This is a genomic window from Arthrobacter vasquezii, from assembly GCF_029455255.1.
Taxonomy (GTDB): Bacteria; Actinomycetota; Actinomycetes; order Actinomycetales; family Micrococcaceae; genus Arthrobacter_D; species Arthrobacter_D parietis.
Genome location: NZ_JAROKN010000038.1, coordinates 1 through 14849, shown reverse-complemented (window position 1 = coordinate 14849; position 14849 = coordinate 1). Strand labels below are relative to the sequence as shown.

General features: G+C 64.1%; 15 protein-coding genes. 12 read left to right on the top strand and 3 right to left on the bottom strand.

Going from position 1 to position 14849, the window contains the following annotated elements:
• Positions 1 to 20: 20 nt before the first annotated feature.
• Positions 21 to 497: a pantetheine-phosphate adenylyltransferase gene (coaD, locus tag P4U43_RS12825; protein ID WP_056548274.1), complete on the bottom strand. Its 477-nt coding sequence runs from the start codon at positions 495 to 497 to the stop codon at positions 21 to 23.
• A gap of 79 nt (positions 498 to 576) precedes the next feature.
• On the opposite strand from coaD, the gene P4U43_RS12820 reads away from it, so the two are divergent.
• From P4U43_RS12820 to P4U43_RS12770, 11 genes are all read left to right on the top strand, one after another.
• Entirely contained in the window at positions 577 to 1803 is a 1227-nt protein-coding gene (locus tag P4U43_RS12820; protein WP_277359090.1) for an aminotransferase class I/II-fold pyridoxal phosphate-dependent enzyme, read from the top strand.
• A complete protein-coding gene (locus P4U43_RS12815; protein WP_318533032.1) occupies positions 1800 to 2576 on the top strand; it encodes a spermidine synthase in 777 nt (258 codons plus the stop codon). Before P4U43_RS12820 ends, P4U43_RS12815 begins: the two co-directional genes overlap by 4 nt.
• A 108-nt stretch (positions 2577 to 2684) precedes the next feature.
• Positions 2685 to 2975 carry a DUF1540 domain-containing protein gene (locus P4U43_RS12810; protein ID WP_277359089.1) on the top strand — a complete coding sequence of 97 codons (291 nt, stop codon included), beginning with the start codon at positions 2685 to 2687 and terminating at the stop codon, positions 2973 to 2975.
• A gap of 195 nt (positions 2976 to 3170) precedes the next feature.
• Positions 3171 to 4421 (top strand): glycosyltransferase family protein, encoded by a 1251-nt coding sequence (locus P4U43_RS12805; RefSeq protein WP_277359088.1) that lies wholly within the window; start codon positions 3171 to 3173, stop codon positions 4419 to 4421.
• Positions 4408 to 5727, top strand: a complete 1320-nt coding sequence (locus tag P4U43_RS12800; RefSeq protein WP_277359087.1) for a glycosyltransferase family 4 protein — start codon at positions 4408 to 4410, stop codon at positions 5725 to 5727. Before P4U43_RS12805 ends, P4U43_RS12800 begins: the two co-directional genes overlap by 14 nt.
• Positions 5724 to 6851, top strand: a complete 1128-nt coding sequence (locus tag P4U43_RS12795) for a glycosyltransferase family 4 protein (RefSeq protein WP_277359086.1) — start codon at positions 5724 to 5726, stop codon at positions 6849 to 6851. The genes P4U43_RS12800 and P4U43_RS12795 overlap by 4 nt, the downstream gene beginning before the upstream one ends.
• Positions 6848 to 8680 (top strand): ABC transporter ATP-binding protein, encoded by a 1833-nt coding sequence (locus P4U43_RS12790; RefSeq protein ID WP_277359085.1) that lies wholly within the window; start codon positions 6848 to 6850, stop codon positions 8678 to 8680. The genes P4U43_RS12795 and P4U43_RS12790 overlap by 4 nt, the downstream gene beginning before the upstream one ends.
• A complete protein-coding gene (locus P4U43_RS12785; RefSeq protein ID WP_277359084.1) occupies positions 8677 to 9873 on the top strand; it encodes a phosphotransferase in 1197 nt (398 codons plus the stop codon). Before P4U43_RS12790 ends, P4U43_RS12785 begins: the two co-directional genes overlap by 4 nt.
• Positions 9873 to 10997: a phosphotransferase gene (locus P4U43_RS12780; RefSeq protein WP_277359101.1), complete on the top strand. Its 1125-nt coding sequence runs from the start codon at positions 9873 to 9875 to the stop codon at positions 10995 to 10997. Before P4U43_RS12785 ends, P4U43_RS12780 begins: the two co-directional genes overlap by 1 nt.
• 120 nt (positions 10998 to 11117) lie before the next feature.
• Positions 11118 to 11399 carry a hypothetical protein gene (locus P4U43_RS12775; protein WP_277359083.1) on the top strand — a complete coding sequence of 94 codons (282 nt, stop codon included), beginning with the start codon at positions 11118 to 11120 and terminating at the stop codon, positions 11397 to 11399.
• Positions 11400 to 11525: 126 nt separating this feature from the next.
• Positions 11526 to 11834: a FitA-like ribbon-helix-helix domain-containing protein gene (locus P4U43_RS12770; protein ID WP_277359082.1), complete on the top strand. Its 309-nt coding sequence runs from the start codon at positions 11526 to 11528 to the stop codon at positions 11832 to 11834.
• Here the strand turns inward: P4U43_RS12770 and P4U43_RS12765 are convergent.
• Positions 11831 to 13177, bottom strand: a complete 1347-nt coding sequence (locus P4U43_RS12765; protein WP_277359081.1) for a UDP-glucose dehydrogenase family protein — start codon at positions 13175 to 13177, stop codon at positions 11831 to 11833. The two genes, P4U43_RS12770 and P4U43_RS12765, sit on opposite strands and share 4 nt — an antisense overlap.
• A 162-nt stretch (positions 13178 to 13339) precedes the next feature.
• A complete protein-coding gene (rsmD, locus tag P4U43_RS12760) occupies positions 13340 to 13906 on the bottom strand; it encodes a 16S rRNA (guanine(966)-N(2))-methyltransferase RsmD (RefSeq protein ID WP_277359080.1) in 567 nt (188 codons plus the stop codon).
• 141 nt (positions 13907 to 14047) lie between these two features.
• Between rsmD and P4U43_RS12755 the strand changes: the two genes are divergently transcribed.
• A partial coding sequence (locus P4U43_RS12755) for a hypothetical protein (RefSeq protein ID WP_277359079.1) occupies positions 14048 to 14849 on the top strand: 802 nt, incomplete at its 3' end.

Here is a 14849-nt window from a genome sequence, read left to right as displayed (position 1 = left end):
TCTACTGAAGCGTAGGCAATTCAGTGAGCATCTTCGTTCAGCCGCTTGAGCACAGCCTTGGGAACAAAGGGCGAAATGTCACCGCCCAGGCCCGCAACCTCCTTCAAAAGCGTCGACGAGAGGTGCGAGTAGCTTGCCTCCGCCGGTATGAACACGGTCTCAACTCCGGCCAACTGGCGGTTCATTGCAGCCATCGGCAGCTCGTACTCGAAGTCCGCGCTTGACCGCACGCCCTTGACGATCAGGTTTGCACCCTGCTTCCGGCAGAAATCCGCCAGGAGTCCGTCGCCCATGGGCAGCACAGAAACGCCGCGGAGGAATGTGAGAGTTTCGCGGGCAATCTCCAGCCGGTCCTCGAGCTCGAACCGGTACTTCTTGGCGTAGTTGGTGGAGACCGCGACGATCACTTCGTCGAAAAGGCTGGCGGCACGGGCAATAACCTCGAGATGCCCATTGTGGATGGGGTCAAAGGATCCAGGGCAGACGGCTCGACGCATACAACGAATCTACCGCGTGAGAGGAGGGTTTTCAGTCGTGTGTCCCAACCGGAAGCGCGGGTTCGGGATACTGGATGACATGGAATCGAACCAATCCGCCGCGGCAGGACAACTCTCCGGTTGGCAGCGAACCGCCCGGGGTGCAAACCTTCTCTCCCCCGACGGCAGCCTCGGAACCGTTATTTTCGAAGAGATAACGGCGCTCGCCGGACAGCACAATGCGATCAACCTGGGCCAGGGCTACCCGGACGAGGACGGGCCTGAACTCCTCCTGAATGCCGCCCGCGAGAACATCGCCTCCGGTATGAACCAGTACGCCCCCGGGCGTGGGCTCCCCGTGCTCCGGGAGGCGATTGCAGCTCACCAGCAGCGCTTCTACGGACTGCCCGTTGACGCCGAACGGGAAGTTGTTGTGTCCACGGGCGCCACTGAGGCGATAGCCGCGTCAATCCTCGCCTTCGCCGGGCCGGGGGACGAGGTGCTGACGTTCGAGCCGTTCTATGACTCCTACGGTGCCATCATCGGCCTCAGCGGAGCCCGGCACACCACTGCGCCGCTAGTCGGACCGGCGTACCAACCGGATCTGGAAGCCCTTGAAGCCGCCATGAGCGAGCGTACCCGGGTGATCGTGGTGAATAACCCGCATAATCCCATGGGCACCGTGTTCACCCGAGAAACGCTTGTTCGCATCGTTGAACTGGCCGAGCGCTTCGGCGCCATCATTGTCACCGACGAGGTGTACGAGCATCTGACGTTCGCAGCGACACATATCCCGGTAGCCACGCTGCCCGGTGCATGGGAGCGCACAGTCACGATCTCCTCAGCAGGAAAGACGTTTTCGGTGACCGGCTGGAAAATTGGTTGGTTGACCGGGCCTGCTGACCTGGTGGATTCAGTCCGCAGCGTGAAATCCTTCCTCAGCTACAGTTCCGGCACTCCGTTCCAGGGCGCTGTGGCGCTCGGATTGGGTCTGGAGGACTCCTTCTACCGCTCGATCGCCGACTCCCTCCGGAACAGGCGGGACCTCCTGGGGGAAGGCCTCAGTGCCGCCGGCTTTGACGTCTTCACCCCGCAGGCGACTTACTTCACCGTCGTCGATGCAGCTCCGCTCGGCGTCACCGATGCCGTCGCCCTGGCCAGGCGCATGCCGGAACTGGTCGGTGTGGCGGCAATCCCCGTTCCGGTGTTCTGTCATGAGGCAGGAGCACGGCGCACCCGCTCACTCCTGCGCTTCGCGTTCTGCAAGAAGGAGGAAGTGCTCGCCGACGCGGTACACCGCCTGTCCTCGCTCCGGGAGCGGCTGTGAGCGTGCCGTCCCGCTACCTCCGCGCGGCGGGTGCGCATGCTGAAATTGATATGGATGCCCATAACGATGGCGCCTTCATCCTGAGCATCGGCGGTGCGCAGCAGTCGCACGTCGACCTCGCCGATCCACGCAACGTTTTTTATGAGTACCTCCGCCGGATCGCGAACGTACTCGACGTGTTCAAGCCAGCCGGGGAGCCGATACGCGTCCTGCACCTCGGAGCAGGTGCACTGACCCTGGCCCGTTACGTACAGGCCACCCGTCCCGGATCCCGCCAGGTTGCCGTCGAGCGCGAGCGCGAACTGCTTGCTTTCGTGGTGGAGCACCTGCCGCTACCACCGGGTACCGACTGCGAGCTACTGGTAGAAGACGCGAGCGACACACTCGCCGCCTGCACTGAAGGTGCGTTTGACGCCGTCGTTCTCGATGTGTTCTCCGGTGCCGACGGCGCCACCGAATTGGCCACGCCGGAGGTTTACCGCCTGCTCACCAGGGCGGCCGCACCCGGCGGCGTTGTGCTTGTGAACGTAGGCGATGATCCTCCGCTGACCTTCGCCCGCGAACAGGCGCGCCTGCTGCTGGAGACCGGGTACGACGTCGCGGCGCTGGGCGAGACCGCCATGTTCACCGGGCAGCACGCGGGAAACATCGTGCTGGCGGCGTCAACATGGTGGAACCCGGCGTGGACGGCGCCCCTTGCGGCTGCGGGACCGCATCCGGCCGCACTCCTGACCGGCGCCGACTACACGGATTTCGCCGGTAGAAAGCGCTGATTTACGCGCAGTTTTCATGCGCTAAAGAACCCGTGTCACGGGCCATAACCCGCAGTACCGTTGAACTACTGCACGGACAATTTTCCGATCACCGTTGATGGAGGAATCATGACAACGGAAGTCACTGAAGTATCCGGTTGCACCGTTCACACCTGCGCCTTCAACCACGACGGCTGCACCGCGTATGCCATCACAGTCAGCGGCAGTCCCGAGCACGCTTCCTGCGCAACCTTCATCGATACCTCGGAGACCGGCGGCCTGCCGATGGTCCTTGCGCATGTGGGTGCCTGCCAACGCAACGAGTGCGTTCACAACAGCCATCTCATGTGCAACAAGCACGACGTGAAGATCGGGTCCGGTTCTGATCTGGCTGACTGCCTTTCCTACCAGCCACGGTAGCGCCGCTCCGGCATGAATAGTGCCCGTCCCCTGCATCTGTGGCTGCAGGGGACGGGCACTCCTACGTGCACCCACTAACTTCCGCTCCACAGACCACTTCATATGAGAGCTCTCTCATGAATAGCTCACCGACGTCTCATAGCCGGCTGGCTAAATGGGAAACCTGCGGTTCCAGTTGGCTGCGGGGAAAGTTGGATGCAAGCCATGACGGTGAAGGACAGCAGGGCCACGACGGCCGGAGCGCAGAAACGCGGGACGCTTCGCGTGGTCCTGTACTCGCACGATTCCCAGGGGTTGGGACATACCCGCCGCAACCTCGCGCTGGCGCATGCTCTCACCGGCAGCTTCAGGCGGGCAGGCCGGACGGTGAGCGGAGTGCTGGTCACGGGAGTCGCCGCAGCCACCCGCTTCGAAATCCCCGAGGGGTGGGACTGGGTGGTGGTGCCGGGTATCGCGAAGGGCACGGGAGGCTATGAAGCCCGGCATCTGGGTGTCCAGCAGAAGGACATCATCAAACTTCGGTCATCCCTGATCGCTGCAGTGTTCCACGACTTCCGTCCTCACCTTGTGGTGGTGGACCGGCACCCGTTTGGAGTGGAGCATGAACTGGCGAACGGGCTGGAGCAGCTGCGGCGCGAGCATCCGTCGTGCCGGGTAGTGCTCGGCTTGCGCGAAGTTCTCGACCAACCCTCGGCTGCACGTCGTGAATGGACCGCACTGGATCTGGACCAGGTGGACCGGACGTTCGATGAGTTTTGGGTGTACGGGGATCCGTTGGTCCACGATCCGGTGCGCTCCGGCGAAATTCCAGGCAGCCTCGCCCACCTCGTGCGGCACACCGGATACCTTTCCCTCGGCCGTCCGGTCCGGCGTCGTACCGGCGCCACCGGGGTCCCCTTCGTCGTCACGATGGCCGGCGGCGGATCCGACGGTCTTGACGTAACCCTGACCGCCGCCCGCGCCAGGCTCCCGGAGGGGCTCGAGCACCTCATTGTCACCGGTCCCCAGATGCCGAAAGGCGACCGTGCACAGGTTGAGGCGGCGGCCGGCCCCGGCACGCATGTCGTCGGATCCGTGCGGGACGCCCTTGCAGAGATACAGTCGGCGGCGGCTGTCGTCGCCATGGGCGGGTACAACACCGTGTGCGAAATCATGAGCACCACCACCCCTGCCCTGATTGTGCCGCGGGTCCACCCGCGCCGGGAGCAGCTGATTCGCGCACGCGGCCTGGCCCGGCACCGGTTGCTCGATTTCTGCCACCCCGACGAGTTCACCCCGGACACGCTTTCCACCTGGTGGGCGCAAGTGGGCGGGCAGGAGGTTGCCCGCGATGGAGTCAACCTCGATGGACTCGCAACAACCTACGAGTATGCATCCGAGCTCCTGGCCCAGCCGGACAACAGCTCCCAACGACGCACGGATTGGACCCGTCATGCAGCTGTCTAACGAGGGGCGCGTCGGTTACGTCCTGAAAATCTACCCACGCTTTTCGGAAACTTTCATTGTCACGGAAATCCTCGCCCGTGAAGCAGCCGGCGAGGACCTCGAGATCTTCTCGCTTCGCCCGCCCGTTGACCCCCGCTTCCACCCCGAGCTGGCCCGTGTGAAGGCACCCGTTACCTACGTGGCCCGCCCGCAGAAACTGTCCGAGGGCTGGCCCATCATCGCCGCCGCCCACAACGTGATCCCCAACTTCGCCCAGCGCTTCGCCGCTCTCCTGCCCGATCTCGCTGAATGCGAGGCATCTGAGGTGCACCAGGGCGTCGAACTGGCAACCCGGGTAACTGAGCGGGGAATTACCCATCTCCACGCCCATTTCGGATCAATCGCAGCACGCACCGCCCGCATTGCCTCCGCGCTCACGGGCGTTCCATTCTCCTTCACTGCCCATGCCAAGGACATTTACCACGAGCAGGTTGACCAGGCTGAACTCATCCGCCTCATACAGGCGGCGCACCACACGGTCACCGTGAGCGACTTCAACTACCGGTACCTCTCAACCCTTGCGCCGGCCGCATCGGGCCGGCTCCACCGCGTCTACAACGGGCTGGAGCTCAGCCGCTTCCATTTCAGGGAACCCGCTCCCGTCCACATGCCCTTCCGGATCGCCGCAGTTGGACGGCTCGTTGAAAAGAAAGGCTTCTCGCTCCTGATTGACGCTGTTGCGGCGCTCGTGCGCTCCGGCGTCCAGGTAGACGTGCGCATAGCAGGAGGTGGGGAGTTGGCTGATAGCCTGGCCGACCGCGTCAGGCTCCTCGGCTTGAGCGACCAAATACACCTCCTCGGCCCCCGCACGCAGAGCGAAGTCATCGAACTCCTGAGATGGGCCGATGTATTCGCCGCTCCCTGCATCATCGGGGCAGACGGCAACGCCGACGGACTGCCGACGGTGCTGCTTGAGGCAATGGCGATGGGTGTGGTCTGCATCGGGTCGGACGTCACCGGGATTCCGGAGGTCCTCGGCGGAATGGACGGCGCCGCCACCGGTCTGCTTGTCCGCGCCGGTAACGTCGAGGACCTGATTCTGGCGCTGCGGACGACGGCGTCCGACTCGTTCGACCGGACGGCAACCGCTCTGGCTGCCCGGTCATTGATTGAACGCTGCTTTGATTCCCGCTCGCAGTCCGCACAACTGCAGCGTTTGTGCGGGACGGCAGCGGCGGAGGCGGATCCTCCCGTCCGCGCAGAGCATCCGTCATCCGTATCGTCGTCGTCCTTCACTTCCCCCGAACTCGAAGCGGTGGTCCGATGAAGCGCATCGCTTATGTGTGCATCGACCCGGGGGTGCCGGTGTTCGGCACCAAGGGTGCGTCTGTCCACGTTCAGGAAATTGTCCGCGCCTGGCGGAACCGCGGTGCGGAGGTGACTGTGTACTGCACGCGGCCCGGCAGCGACGTCCCGGCTGACCTGGCGGACCTCACCGTCGTCGTCGTACCGGTAACCGGGAAAGGGGCAGCCCGTGAGAACTCACAGGCTGCCGCTGCCGCTGAACTCGCCCAGCGGATTCTGGACGACGGCGCGGATGCCGTCTACGAGCGCTACTCGCTGTTCAGCGACACGCTTGCGCGCGTTACCGGTCAACTGCGGGTTCCTGGCTTCCTCGAGGTCAACGCGCCGCTGATCGAGGAACAGCGGACCCACCGGAGTCTGATTGATGAAACCGCGGCGCACGCGGCTTTGCGGGAACAGGTCGGCGCCGCGACCCGAACTGTTTGTGTCTCCGATCCGGTGGCCGACTGGGTCCGAAATCGCGTTGACCCGGAGCACCATGAGCGGATCCGCACAGTTGCCAACGGCGTCAACATCCACCGCATCCGCCCCTCGTCTGAAGCGCCCGGCATGCCGGTCGTTGCATTCGTCGGAACCCTGAAGCCCTGGCACGGGGTGGAAACGCTGATAGAAGCGCAGGCTGCGGGATCGCGCGAGTGGACGCTCCGCATAGTCGGGGACGGCCCACAGGGGGCGGAGTTGCGCGGCCTGGCCGAGAGGGTGGGGGCCGACGTTGAGTTCACCGGCGCAATCGCACCGGAGCACGTTCCAAAGGCCCTCGCCGGATGTTCGATCGCGGCCGCCCCGTACCCACGCGCGAGCGACGGCGACCAGTACTTCTCCCCGCTGAAAATCTACGAATACTGTGCCGCCGGGTTGCCCGTTGTCGCCTCCCGGGTGGGGCAGGTGCCCCACATCATTGACGACGGCGTCACCGGACTTCTGGTCGAACCGTCCGATCCGTCCGCGCTGGCTGAAGCCATTGATGGGCTGGCCTCGGCACCGATTGCCCGGGCGGCGATGTCCTCCGCCGCGCGGGCAGCGGCGACTGATCGTCACAGCTGGGACACCGTCCTGAACCGCATCACCGAGGAGGTGCCGGCATGACCAAGGCGGTCGTCATACCCGAGAAATCAGCCCTTCGTCGTACGCTGCAGATCCTCAGGCCGCATCTGTCTGGTCAGGGACTGCTCATGGCCGGCGGTGTCCTGGTGCTGCTGTGTGAGGTCGCGTTCCGGGTCCTCGAACCGTGGCCGGTGAAATTTGTGGTGGACGCGGTCACCCGGAGCCTGGGCGCTGATTTTGCAGGCACCGGACCGGAGGCGACTCCCCTGCTGCTCCTGACCTGCGGCGCCGCCCTCGTCTTTTTCACCGGTATGCGCGCGGTCTGCAACTTCTTCGCTACACTCGCTTTCGCGCTGGTCGGATCGCGGGTTGCTACCAAACTGCGAGCTAAGGTGTTCGATCACGTCCAGTCCCTCTCGGCGCGGTTTCACTCGGCCAATCGCACCGGCGACACGGTCCAGCGATTGGTCGGCGACGTCGGCAGACTCCAGGAGGTCGCCGTCACGGCCGGTATGCCGCTATTGGCCAACTGCATCACCCTGGTTGCGATGGCCGGAGTAATGTTCTGGCTCGATCCGCTGCTGGCACTGGTGGTCATCGCCGCATGCGCGGGATTTCTGCTCCTTTCACGAATCAGCACGGACAAGATCACTGTGGCTGCACGCCTTACCCGCAAGGGTGAAGGTTCCCTCGCGAACACCGCCCAGGAGAGCCTGGGCGCCATCCGGGTTGTACAGACATACGGCCTGGAACGGGCGCTGTCCGACCGGTTTGGCAGCAGCAATCAGAAAACGCTCAAGGAGGGCGTGAGGTCCCGCCGCCTCGCAGCCGCCCTGGAGCGAAGGACGGATGTGATTGTGGGCGTCGCGACCGCCGTCGTCCTTGCCGGGGGCGGGTGGCGGGTGGTTCAGGGAGCCATGACGCCGGGTGACCTGGTGCTCTTCCTGATGTACTTGAAGACTGCCATGAAGCCGTTACGGGACCTCGCGAAGTACACCGGCCGGATCGCGCGCGCCACGGCGTCCGGCGAGCGCGTGGCCGAACTGCTCGACGAGGAGGTGGACATCACCGACTCCCCTACGGCCCTTCCGCTGGGCAAGGTGTGGGGCGAGCTCGAGTTCCGCCACGTCTCGGCATCCTATGAGGGGCGGGTGGTCCTGTCCGATCTCACCCTGTGCCTGCAGGAGGGCCGCACCACGGCCATCGTGGGACCGTCCGGATCCGGCAAGTCCACACTGCTGTCCCTCCTGGTGCGCACTATGGATCCGGAGCGCGGTTCAGTGCGCCTTGACGGCGTGAACCTCACCGACATCACACTTGCTTCCCTCCGATCGAACGTCAGCCTCGTCCTGCAGGAGGCGGTCCTGTTTACCGGCAGTATCCGCGAGAACATCCGCTTCGGGCGCCTGTCAGCGACGGACGGCGAGGTTGAGCGGGCAGCGCACCTGGCGCAGGCCCATGGTTTCATCACCAGCTTTCCCAAGGGTTACGACACGACTGTCGGCGAGCGCGGCGGGACTCTCTCCGGGGGGCAGCGGCAACGTATCGCGATTGCCCGCGCCATCCTGCGCGATGCACCGGTGGTGCTCCTCGATGAAGTGACGACAGGGCTGGACCATGACGCGCGGACCGAGGTTCTCGGCGCCCTGACGACGCTCAGCGCGGGACGAACCACCGTAGCGGTGACCCATGAGGCTTCCGTGGCGTTGCAGAGCGACCGCGTGCTCTGGCTTCAGGACGGGCGGGTGCTGCTGGACGGATCACCGGAGGAGCTGCTGCGTTACCCGCTGTTTGCACGCTGGGTCGAGGAGCAACGCGCTTCCGCACAGAACCGTACGACCGCAACGGTGCCGGCTGGGAGCGTGCCATGAGCAGCCTGCGCACTCCGCTTGACTCCCACCTCCGATCACTCGAGTTGCTCTTCGATCCGGACGCGCTGAGCTCCCTGTTCAAACGTCCGGTACGTGCCGCTCACCTGCGTTGGAAGCGCGGCAGGTCGGCGGTCGCGCGTCTCCACGATGACGACGGCGGCGTCCGCTGGCTGGCGATGTACAGCACCGATTCGTCGGTGAAGCTGGAGAAAACCTTCCGGCGCGCGCTCACCCAGGATGTGGCGTGGGAGCGCTTCGCACTTGATGACGGAATATTGGCAAGCGGGCCGATCGCGCTGGATCCGCGCTTGTACCCGGTGCTTCGTGGGTTCAGGCGGGCTGGCCTGGAGGTGCCGTCGCCGGGCCTCGGAGTGCTCAAGTACAACCCGTTCCGGCGCCTGGTGTTCAGCGTGGATGCCGCTGGCACCCCGCGTCTCATAGGAAGGGCGAGTGCGGGCGGACACTCTATTACCCACGGAATGCTCTCTGAACTGGCGGATGGCGGGGTGCCCGTCGTCCTTCCTCTCGACTCGGCACTGTTGCCGCCGGGCCTACCTACCTCCAAGCATCTTGAGTACCTGCCGTGGTACGGCTCCGGAGACCTCAGCACCGTCCCGCTTCAGGTTGCGGAACTGCCTGCCCGGTCCGCGGGTAAAGCGCTGGCCCTACTGCACGATCAAGCACCGATCCACAAGACGCACGCGTGGCGGGCACCTGCAGGACGGCTTCGTTCACTCATCCGTGAGAATGCCGAGCTGATACCGGAAAACGGGGGTCGCCTGGAGCGAGTGTCCGCGGAGCTGGAGGCTCTGCTGCGCCAGCCGGGCAGGGCTGCGGTAATCCACGGAGATTTCTCGGCCGACCAGGTGCTCGTGGACGGCAGGCAGGTACGGTTGATCGACTTCGAGTGGAGCACTTACGGTGCCGCAGCGTCCGACCTGGGTAGCTTCGCCGCCGCCGAGGCGCTGGAATCCCCCATGGCCGACGGCCGCAACGTCCTCGGGCTGCCGCGAACGGCTGCCCTGCTCAATGGGTACGGCACCGGGCGTGCCACCGTACATGACTCCGAGACAGTGGCGTGGACCGCCTTTCACCTGCTGAACCGGCTTCGCGAACCATTCCGCGCCTGTGCACCGGATTGGCGGCAGCAGGTCGACCGCCGTCTCACGATGATTGAAGAGGTTTTGTGGTGATGCACATACCGGTTGAGTTGCCGAACGACGGCGGTCCGCCGGTTCGTATCCACCGCGTCTGGCCCCGCAGTGACGGGAGTCTGGTCATCGAAGGCCGGGAACCGCGAACTGGTCGGATCCGTGCCGGCCGCATCGATGCCGAGGGCTGCGCGTCCCTGGTGCCGTTTCGCGACGATCGCGCACTGCCCGGTTTGGATGCCGATCCTTCAGGAGAACTGCTGGTGCACCGTTTGAAGCGGCGCGCCGTCGTGCGCGCCGACGGGCGGTACACGAAGTTTCTTGCGGGTGGGAAGGCCGCCGCTGTCAGAGACGCACATCTGGCGGCTGCTGCCGGGCTGGCTGGATCCGGAGTTGTTGCGCCCGATGTGGTAGCTGCCAGTGAGCACAGCATCACGTTATCTGCCGTACCCGGAGTGAGCCTGCACGATCTGGGTAGAGGTCTGGACGCCGGCACTTGGTCGGCTTCCGGTGTCGGCTCCGACCATGGCTCCAGGCCGCTGGACGCGTGGAGCCGTGCCTGGGCACTCTGGGCAGAACGATGGCCCGCTTTCGTCGGCACGTCTATCAGCAACGAACCTTCCATGGCCGCACGGATTCATTCAGCACAGGATGAAGTTCGCACCCTCGAACGGTGGGTTGGACTGGCAGTCGAGTTCGATGCTCTCGGTGTATCGGAGGACCGACTTCGCCGCGTATCGGCGTCGGTCGGCACGTCCCTGCTCAATAGTTCCTCGCCCGCCGGACTTGCGCACCGTGACCTGCACGACAAACAGGTTCTAGTAGACCCGGGGACCCGGTCGGTGGGAATCATTGACTGCGACACACTTGCCCTCGCTGAGCCCGCGCTCGACCTGGCTAACCTGGCGATTCACCTGAATTTCCGGGAGGCCCAGGGACTGTTGCCTGCTGGCACCGCAACCGTTGGCGGTCACTATATCCACGAAGTGGCCGAGGTCCTGGCGGTACCTTTCCCGCGATTTGAGGCCTATGCTGCAGCGACAGCTCTTCGGCTGGCCTGCGTTTATGCGTTCAGGCCGCCCTACCGGGACATGGCATCTACGTGGTTCAGCGAGCTTGAGGAGCGTCTTGGCAAACGCACTTTCCTCTCAGGAATGCCTGCCTGACCCCTCTTCCGAGGTAACGACCGACGTATTGATTAACGCCGGGTAACGGACCTGTCCCGATTAGCTAACGACACGACGACACGACACGGAATGCTCAGCTAGCTGTTCAATACTGGACTCATGGGAACGCAGCAACTCGAGGAGACAGTCAAGACAAAGGCAAGCGGGATTCTGCGTTGGGATTGTGCACCTGCAGTGATAGTGCTGATCGCAGTGGCAGCTTTCTGGATCGGCGGGTCGTTGGAGTGGTTCGAGATGCTCAGCGTCCCGGAGAACGCCGTGGGCAGCGTTGTGTGGCTCTACCTCATGCTTGCCGCGGTCGCAGGATCGATCGTCCTGGGAGGCGGCGCCGTTGTCGATCTGGCGCGGCGGATCAATCGCGGCTCGGAACGGAACCAGTAGCAGCACCGCTCCTCCACACAGCCACCGTAAAGCTACGGGGGGACCGCCTTGTTCCAGAAGGGTGCATGTACTGCACTCAATGCATGCAACGCATCCAGTACATGCACCCTTCTGGAAGGAACACCTATGCCGAGCATCAGTATCCGCAACGTCGATCAACACACGCTCGATGAGCTGAAACGGCTAGCGGCGTCGAATGGACGCTCGCTGCAGGCCGAGCTCAGAGCACTACTCGATCAGTTCGCGGCCTTGCCCTGGGAATCGCGGCTGGCGGACTATCCGCTCTCGATGATGCCGCTACCTCGCTGGTACACCGATATGGCAGATGTGCGGATCGAGTTGCCGAGGTTTACGCGGCCATTCGCAGATCGCCGAACACGCTCTTCCGGGAAACACGGCACCGCGCTATGCACGGGACGCTGGAAGGTGTCCTAACGCACTGCAGCGGTGGGCGCGGGTACGGCGGCGGCTTTTGGACGTCCGAGCGCCCGATAGGTCCAGCCCGCGTCGCGCCAGGCCACCGGGTCCAGGCAGTTTCGTCCGTCCACGATCGCTGGACGAGCCACCAGTGCACGGAGATCCATTGGATTCAGCGCGCAGTACTGCTCCCATTCGGTCAGCACCAGCACAGCGTCGGCATTCTGGACGGCCTCTTCAACAGAGGCGGTGTAGGCGAGGTCAGGGAAGCGTCGCGACGCGTTCGGCACGGCCTGAGGATCGGTAGCTGTGACCGCCGCTCCCTGAAGCTGCAACTGGGCGGCGACGCTCAGGGCGGGCGAATCACGGACGTCATCGGAGTTGGGCTTGAAAGCCAGACCGAGAACGGCTATCCGTTGCCCGAGCAGCGACCCGCCGCAGACCTCCCGCGCCAGATCCACCATGCGGGCGCGCCGCCGCATATTGATAGAGTCGACTTCGCGCAGGAAGGTCAGGGCCTGATCGGCGCCGAGCTCACCCGCTCGCGCCATGAAAGCGCGGATGTCCTTCGGGAGGCAGCCACCACCGAACCCGAGACCTGCGTTGAGGAACTTCCGGCCGATCCGTGCGTCGTGGCCAATGGCGTCCGCAAGCATGGAGACATCAGCTCCGGTGGCCTCGCAGACTTCCGCCATTGCGTTGATGAAAGAGATCTTCGTGGCCAGGAAGGCGTTTGCGGATACCTTTACCAGCTCAGCTGTCTCATAGTCCATCACCAATCGCGGGGTCCCTCCAGCGAGCGCCTGAGCGTACACCTCATCCAGGATCAGCTGAGCACCACTGGCTGCATCATCCAGCCCGTACACCAGGCGGTCCGGTTCCAGCGTGTCCTTGACGGCGAAGCCCTCGCGCAGAAATTCCGGGTTCCAGGCCAGCGTCACTGAAGGGCATGCCTCGGAGATACGTACGGAAAGGTCGCGGGCAGTACCAACGGGAACGGTGGATTTCCCCACCACAACGTCGCCTGCATTCACATGGGGTAACAGTGCGTCGACGCCCGCATAGACATGGCTGAGGTCTGCTCCGTTCTCTGCTCGCTTCTGTGGTGTGCCGACCGCGATGAAGTGCACAGCGGAGCCGGCCGCATCGGCGATGTCGGTTGAGAAACGCAACCGGCCAGTTTCAAGCGCCTCAGCGAGTAATTCCGGAAGCCCTGGCTCAAAAAAGGGAGCATCCCCGGCACTCAGGGCCGCAACTTTCGCACCATCGACGTCGATGCCCACCACCTCGTGCCCCAGCTTCGCCATGCACGCCGCATGCACCGCTCCGAGATACCCGCATCCGATGACCGATAACCGCATGATGAATGCCCCTAGCTTTCGTATTTCTGGGTCCCGTTTTCGTGTCCTGCAAACACCGTACGGAGGCTGCATGGGGCGCAGATGAACCAGAGATGAGAGTTAGATGAGATCAGGTAGTCAGATCAGTGCCCCGGCTACCGGGCGGACTGAACGGCGGAAGCGTTAGACCGGTTCCAGGTACCAGAGCCGGGTCTCGCCATACTTCTTGTCGGCGAAGCGCTCAATCCCGTCTGGCCAATCCGGCTCCCCTGAGCGCGAGGAACGTTCGAGCACGACGACGGCCCCTCCGGCCAGGTGCGGAACAAGAGTGGCCAGGATGGTCACCAGTGGCGCGTCCTCGAGCGGATAGGGCGGGTCCATGAGCACCACATCCCATAGTGCGTCTTCCGGGACCCGATTCAGATAGGTCTCAACCTTCGATCGGTGCACGCGAACGCAGGTCCAACCAAGGACCTGGTTCATCGCATCGGCGTTTGCACGGCAGGCGGCAGCAGCCCGGTCCGCGGATTCGACAAGGTCCACGGCTGCAGCTCCCCGGCTCGCCGCTTCCACCCCCAGCGACCCCGATCCAGCGAAGAGATCCAGCACATGCGCGCCGGCCAGAACGTTGTAGGCATCCAAGCGGGAGAACAAGGCTTCCTTGACCCGGTCAGTGGTGGGTCGCGTCGCCTGGCCCGGGACGCTGGTCAGCGTAGTGCCACCTGCGGCCCCGGCGATGATTCGACTCATGAAAAAACACTCTAAACCACTAGCAGAAACAGTTTCCGCGTGGTCCAATAAGTGCAGCCGAAAAGCAGCCGCGTTAGCGAAGTGCGAGCGGCGCGCGCCGCTCAAGGGGGACTTGGGGGCTTCTCACGAAAGACAACACATATGAATACTCGTTCCTGCCTGCTCACCGTCGGTGTCTCAGCACTTCTCGCGACAGGCTCGGTTCTTACGGCTGCGCCCGCATCTGCTGCTCCCGGATCGGCTGAATGTCTCACGGCTCAGGCTGCGCTGAAGACACACATCGGAGTCGCATCGGTCGATATCACTCTGGCAAATCAACTTCGCGCCGCAATAGCTACTTTCGAATCACTCGGAGCGCAGCTCGAGCCTCTCTACGTGGAAGCTGACCTCGCCGTGGCCGCTGAACTTGCTGCTCTTGAAGCTGCCGACGCCGCCACTTTCGAGGCGTCGGAAGTAGTCAACGCTGCCGTGGCGCTTCTGACCGCAGCCCAATCGGCCGAAGCTACCACCCTCGCGGAATTGGAAGCGGCAAAACAAGCAGTCCTGGACGTTCCGCCGGGCGACGCTGCCGCGCTGGAAGAAGCTGAGGCTCAGCGCGATCAGGCACAGGCGCGGCACGACATTGCGGTGGCTGCCACCGCTTCGGCCAAGGCAGATGAAGCCGCAGCGCAAACAGCGTTGGAGGACGCCTTCTTGAGGTACGACGAGGCTGAGCAGGCTTACGTGGAGGCTTTCGACGCTGCCTACGGCACTCCGGAGATCCTTGCTCTTGAGGCGCAGGTCGAGACGGCAGCGGCATCTTTCGATGACGCCATCGTCCGCCTCAGTCTGACCGAGGGCTCCAACCCGCAGGACCTCATCGCTCTGGCCGACGCAGTCATCGCTGCTTGCTCGGCCGCGGCGGTAGCTCAGGCGCCGGTCGCACACGCGCCGGTCGCACACG

What these genes read in the sequence shown, in the direction of transcription:
- P4U43_RS12820 (WP_277359090.1), top strand. Translation starts at nt 577, where the DNA reads ATGGAATCGAACCAATCCGCCGCGGCAGGACAACTCTCCGGTTGGCAG.
- P4U43_RS12790 (WP_277359085.1), top strand. Translation starts at nt 6,848, where the DNA reads ATGACCAAGGCGGTCGTCATACCCGAGAAATCAGCCCTTCGTCGTACG.
- P4U43_RS12800 (WP_277359087.1), top strand. Translation starts at nt 4,408, where the DNA reads ATGCAGCTGTCTAACGAGGGGCGCGTCGGTTACGTCCTGAAAATCTAC.
- P4U43_RS12765 (WP_277359081.1), bottom strand. Translation starts at nt 13,177, where the DNA reads ATGCGGTTATCGGTCATCGGATGCGGGTATCTCGGAGCGGTGCATGCG.
- P4U43_RS12770 (WP_277359082.1), top strand. Translation starts at nt 11,526, where the DNA reads ATGCCGAGCATCAGTATCCGCAACGTCGATCAACACACGCTCGATGAG.
- P4U43_RS12795 (WP_277359086.1), top strand. Translation starts at nt 5,724, where the DNA reads ATGAAGCGCATCGCTTATGTGTGCATCGACCCGGGGGTGCCGGTGTTC.
- coaD (WP_056548274.1), bottom strand. Translation starts at nt 497, where the DNA reads ATGCGTCGAGCCGTCTGCCCTGGATCCTTTGACCCCATCCACAATGGG.
- P4U43_RS12810 (WP_277359089.1), top strand. Translation starts at nt 2,685, where the DNA reads ATGACAACGGAAGTCACTGAAGTATCCGGTTGCACCGTTCACACCTGC.
- P4U43_RS12785 (WP_277359084.1), top strand. Translation starts at nt 8,677, where the DNA reads ATGAGCAGCCTGCGCACTCCGCTTGACTCCCACCTCCGATCACTCGAG.
- P4U43_RS12775 (WP_277359083.1), top strand. Translation starts at nt 11,118, where the DNA reads ATGGGAACGCAGCAACTCGAGGAGACAGTCAAGACAAAGGCAAGCGGG.
- P4U43_RS12805 (WP_277359088.1), top strand. Translation starts at nt 3,171, where the DNA reads ATGCAAGCCATGACGGTGAAGGACAGCAGGGCCACGACGGCCGGAGCG.
- rsmD (WP_277359080.1), bottom strand. Translation starts at nt 13,906, where the DNA reads ATGAGTCGAATCATCGCCGGGGCCGCAGGTGGCACTACGCTGACCAGC.
- P4U43_RS12780 (WP_277359101.1), top strand. Translation starts at nt 9,873, where the DNA reads ATGCACATACCGGTTGAGTTGCCGAACGACGGCGGTCCGCCGGTTCGT.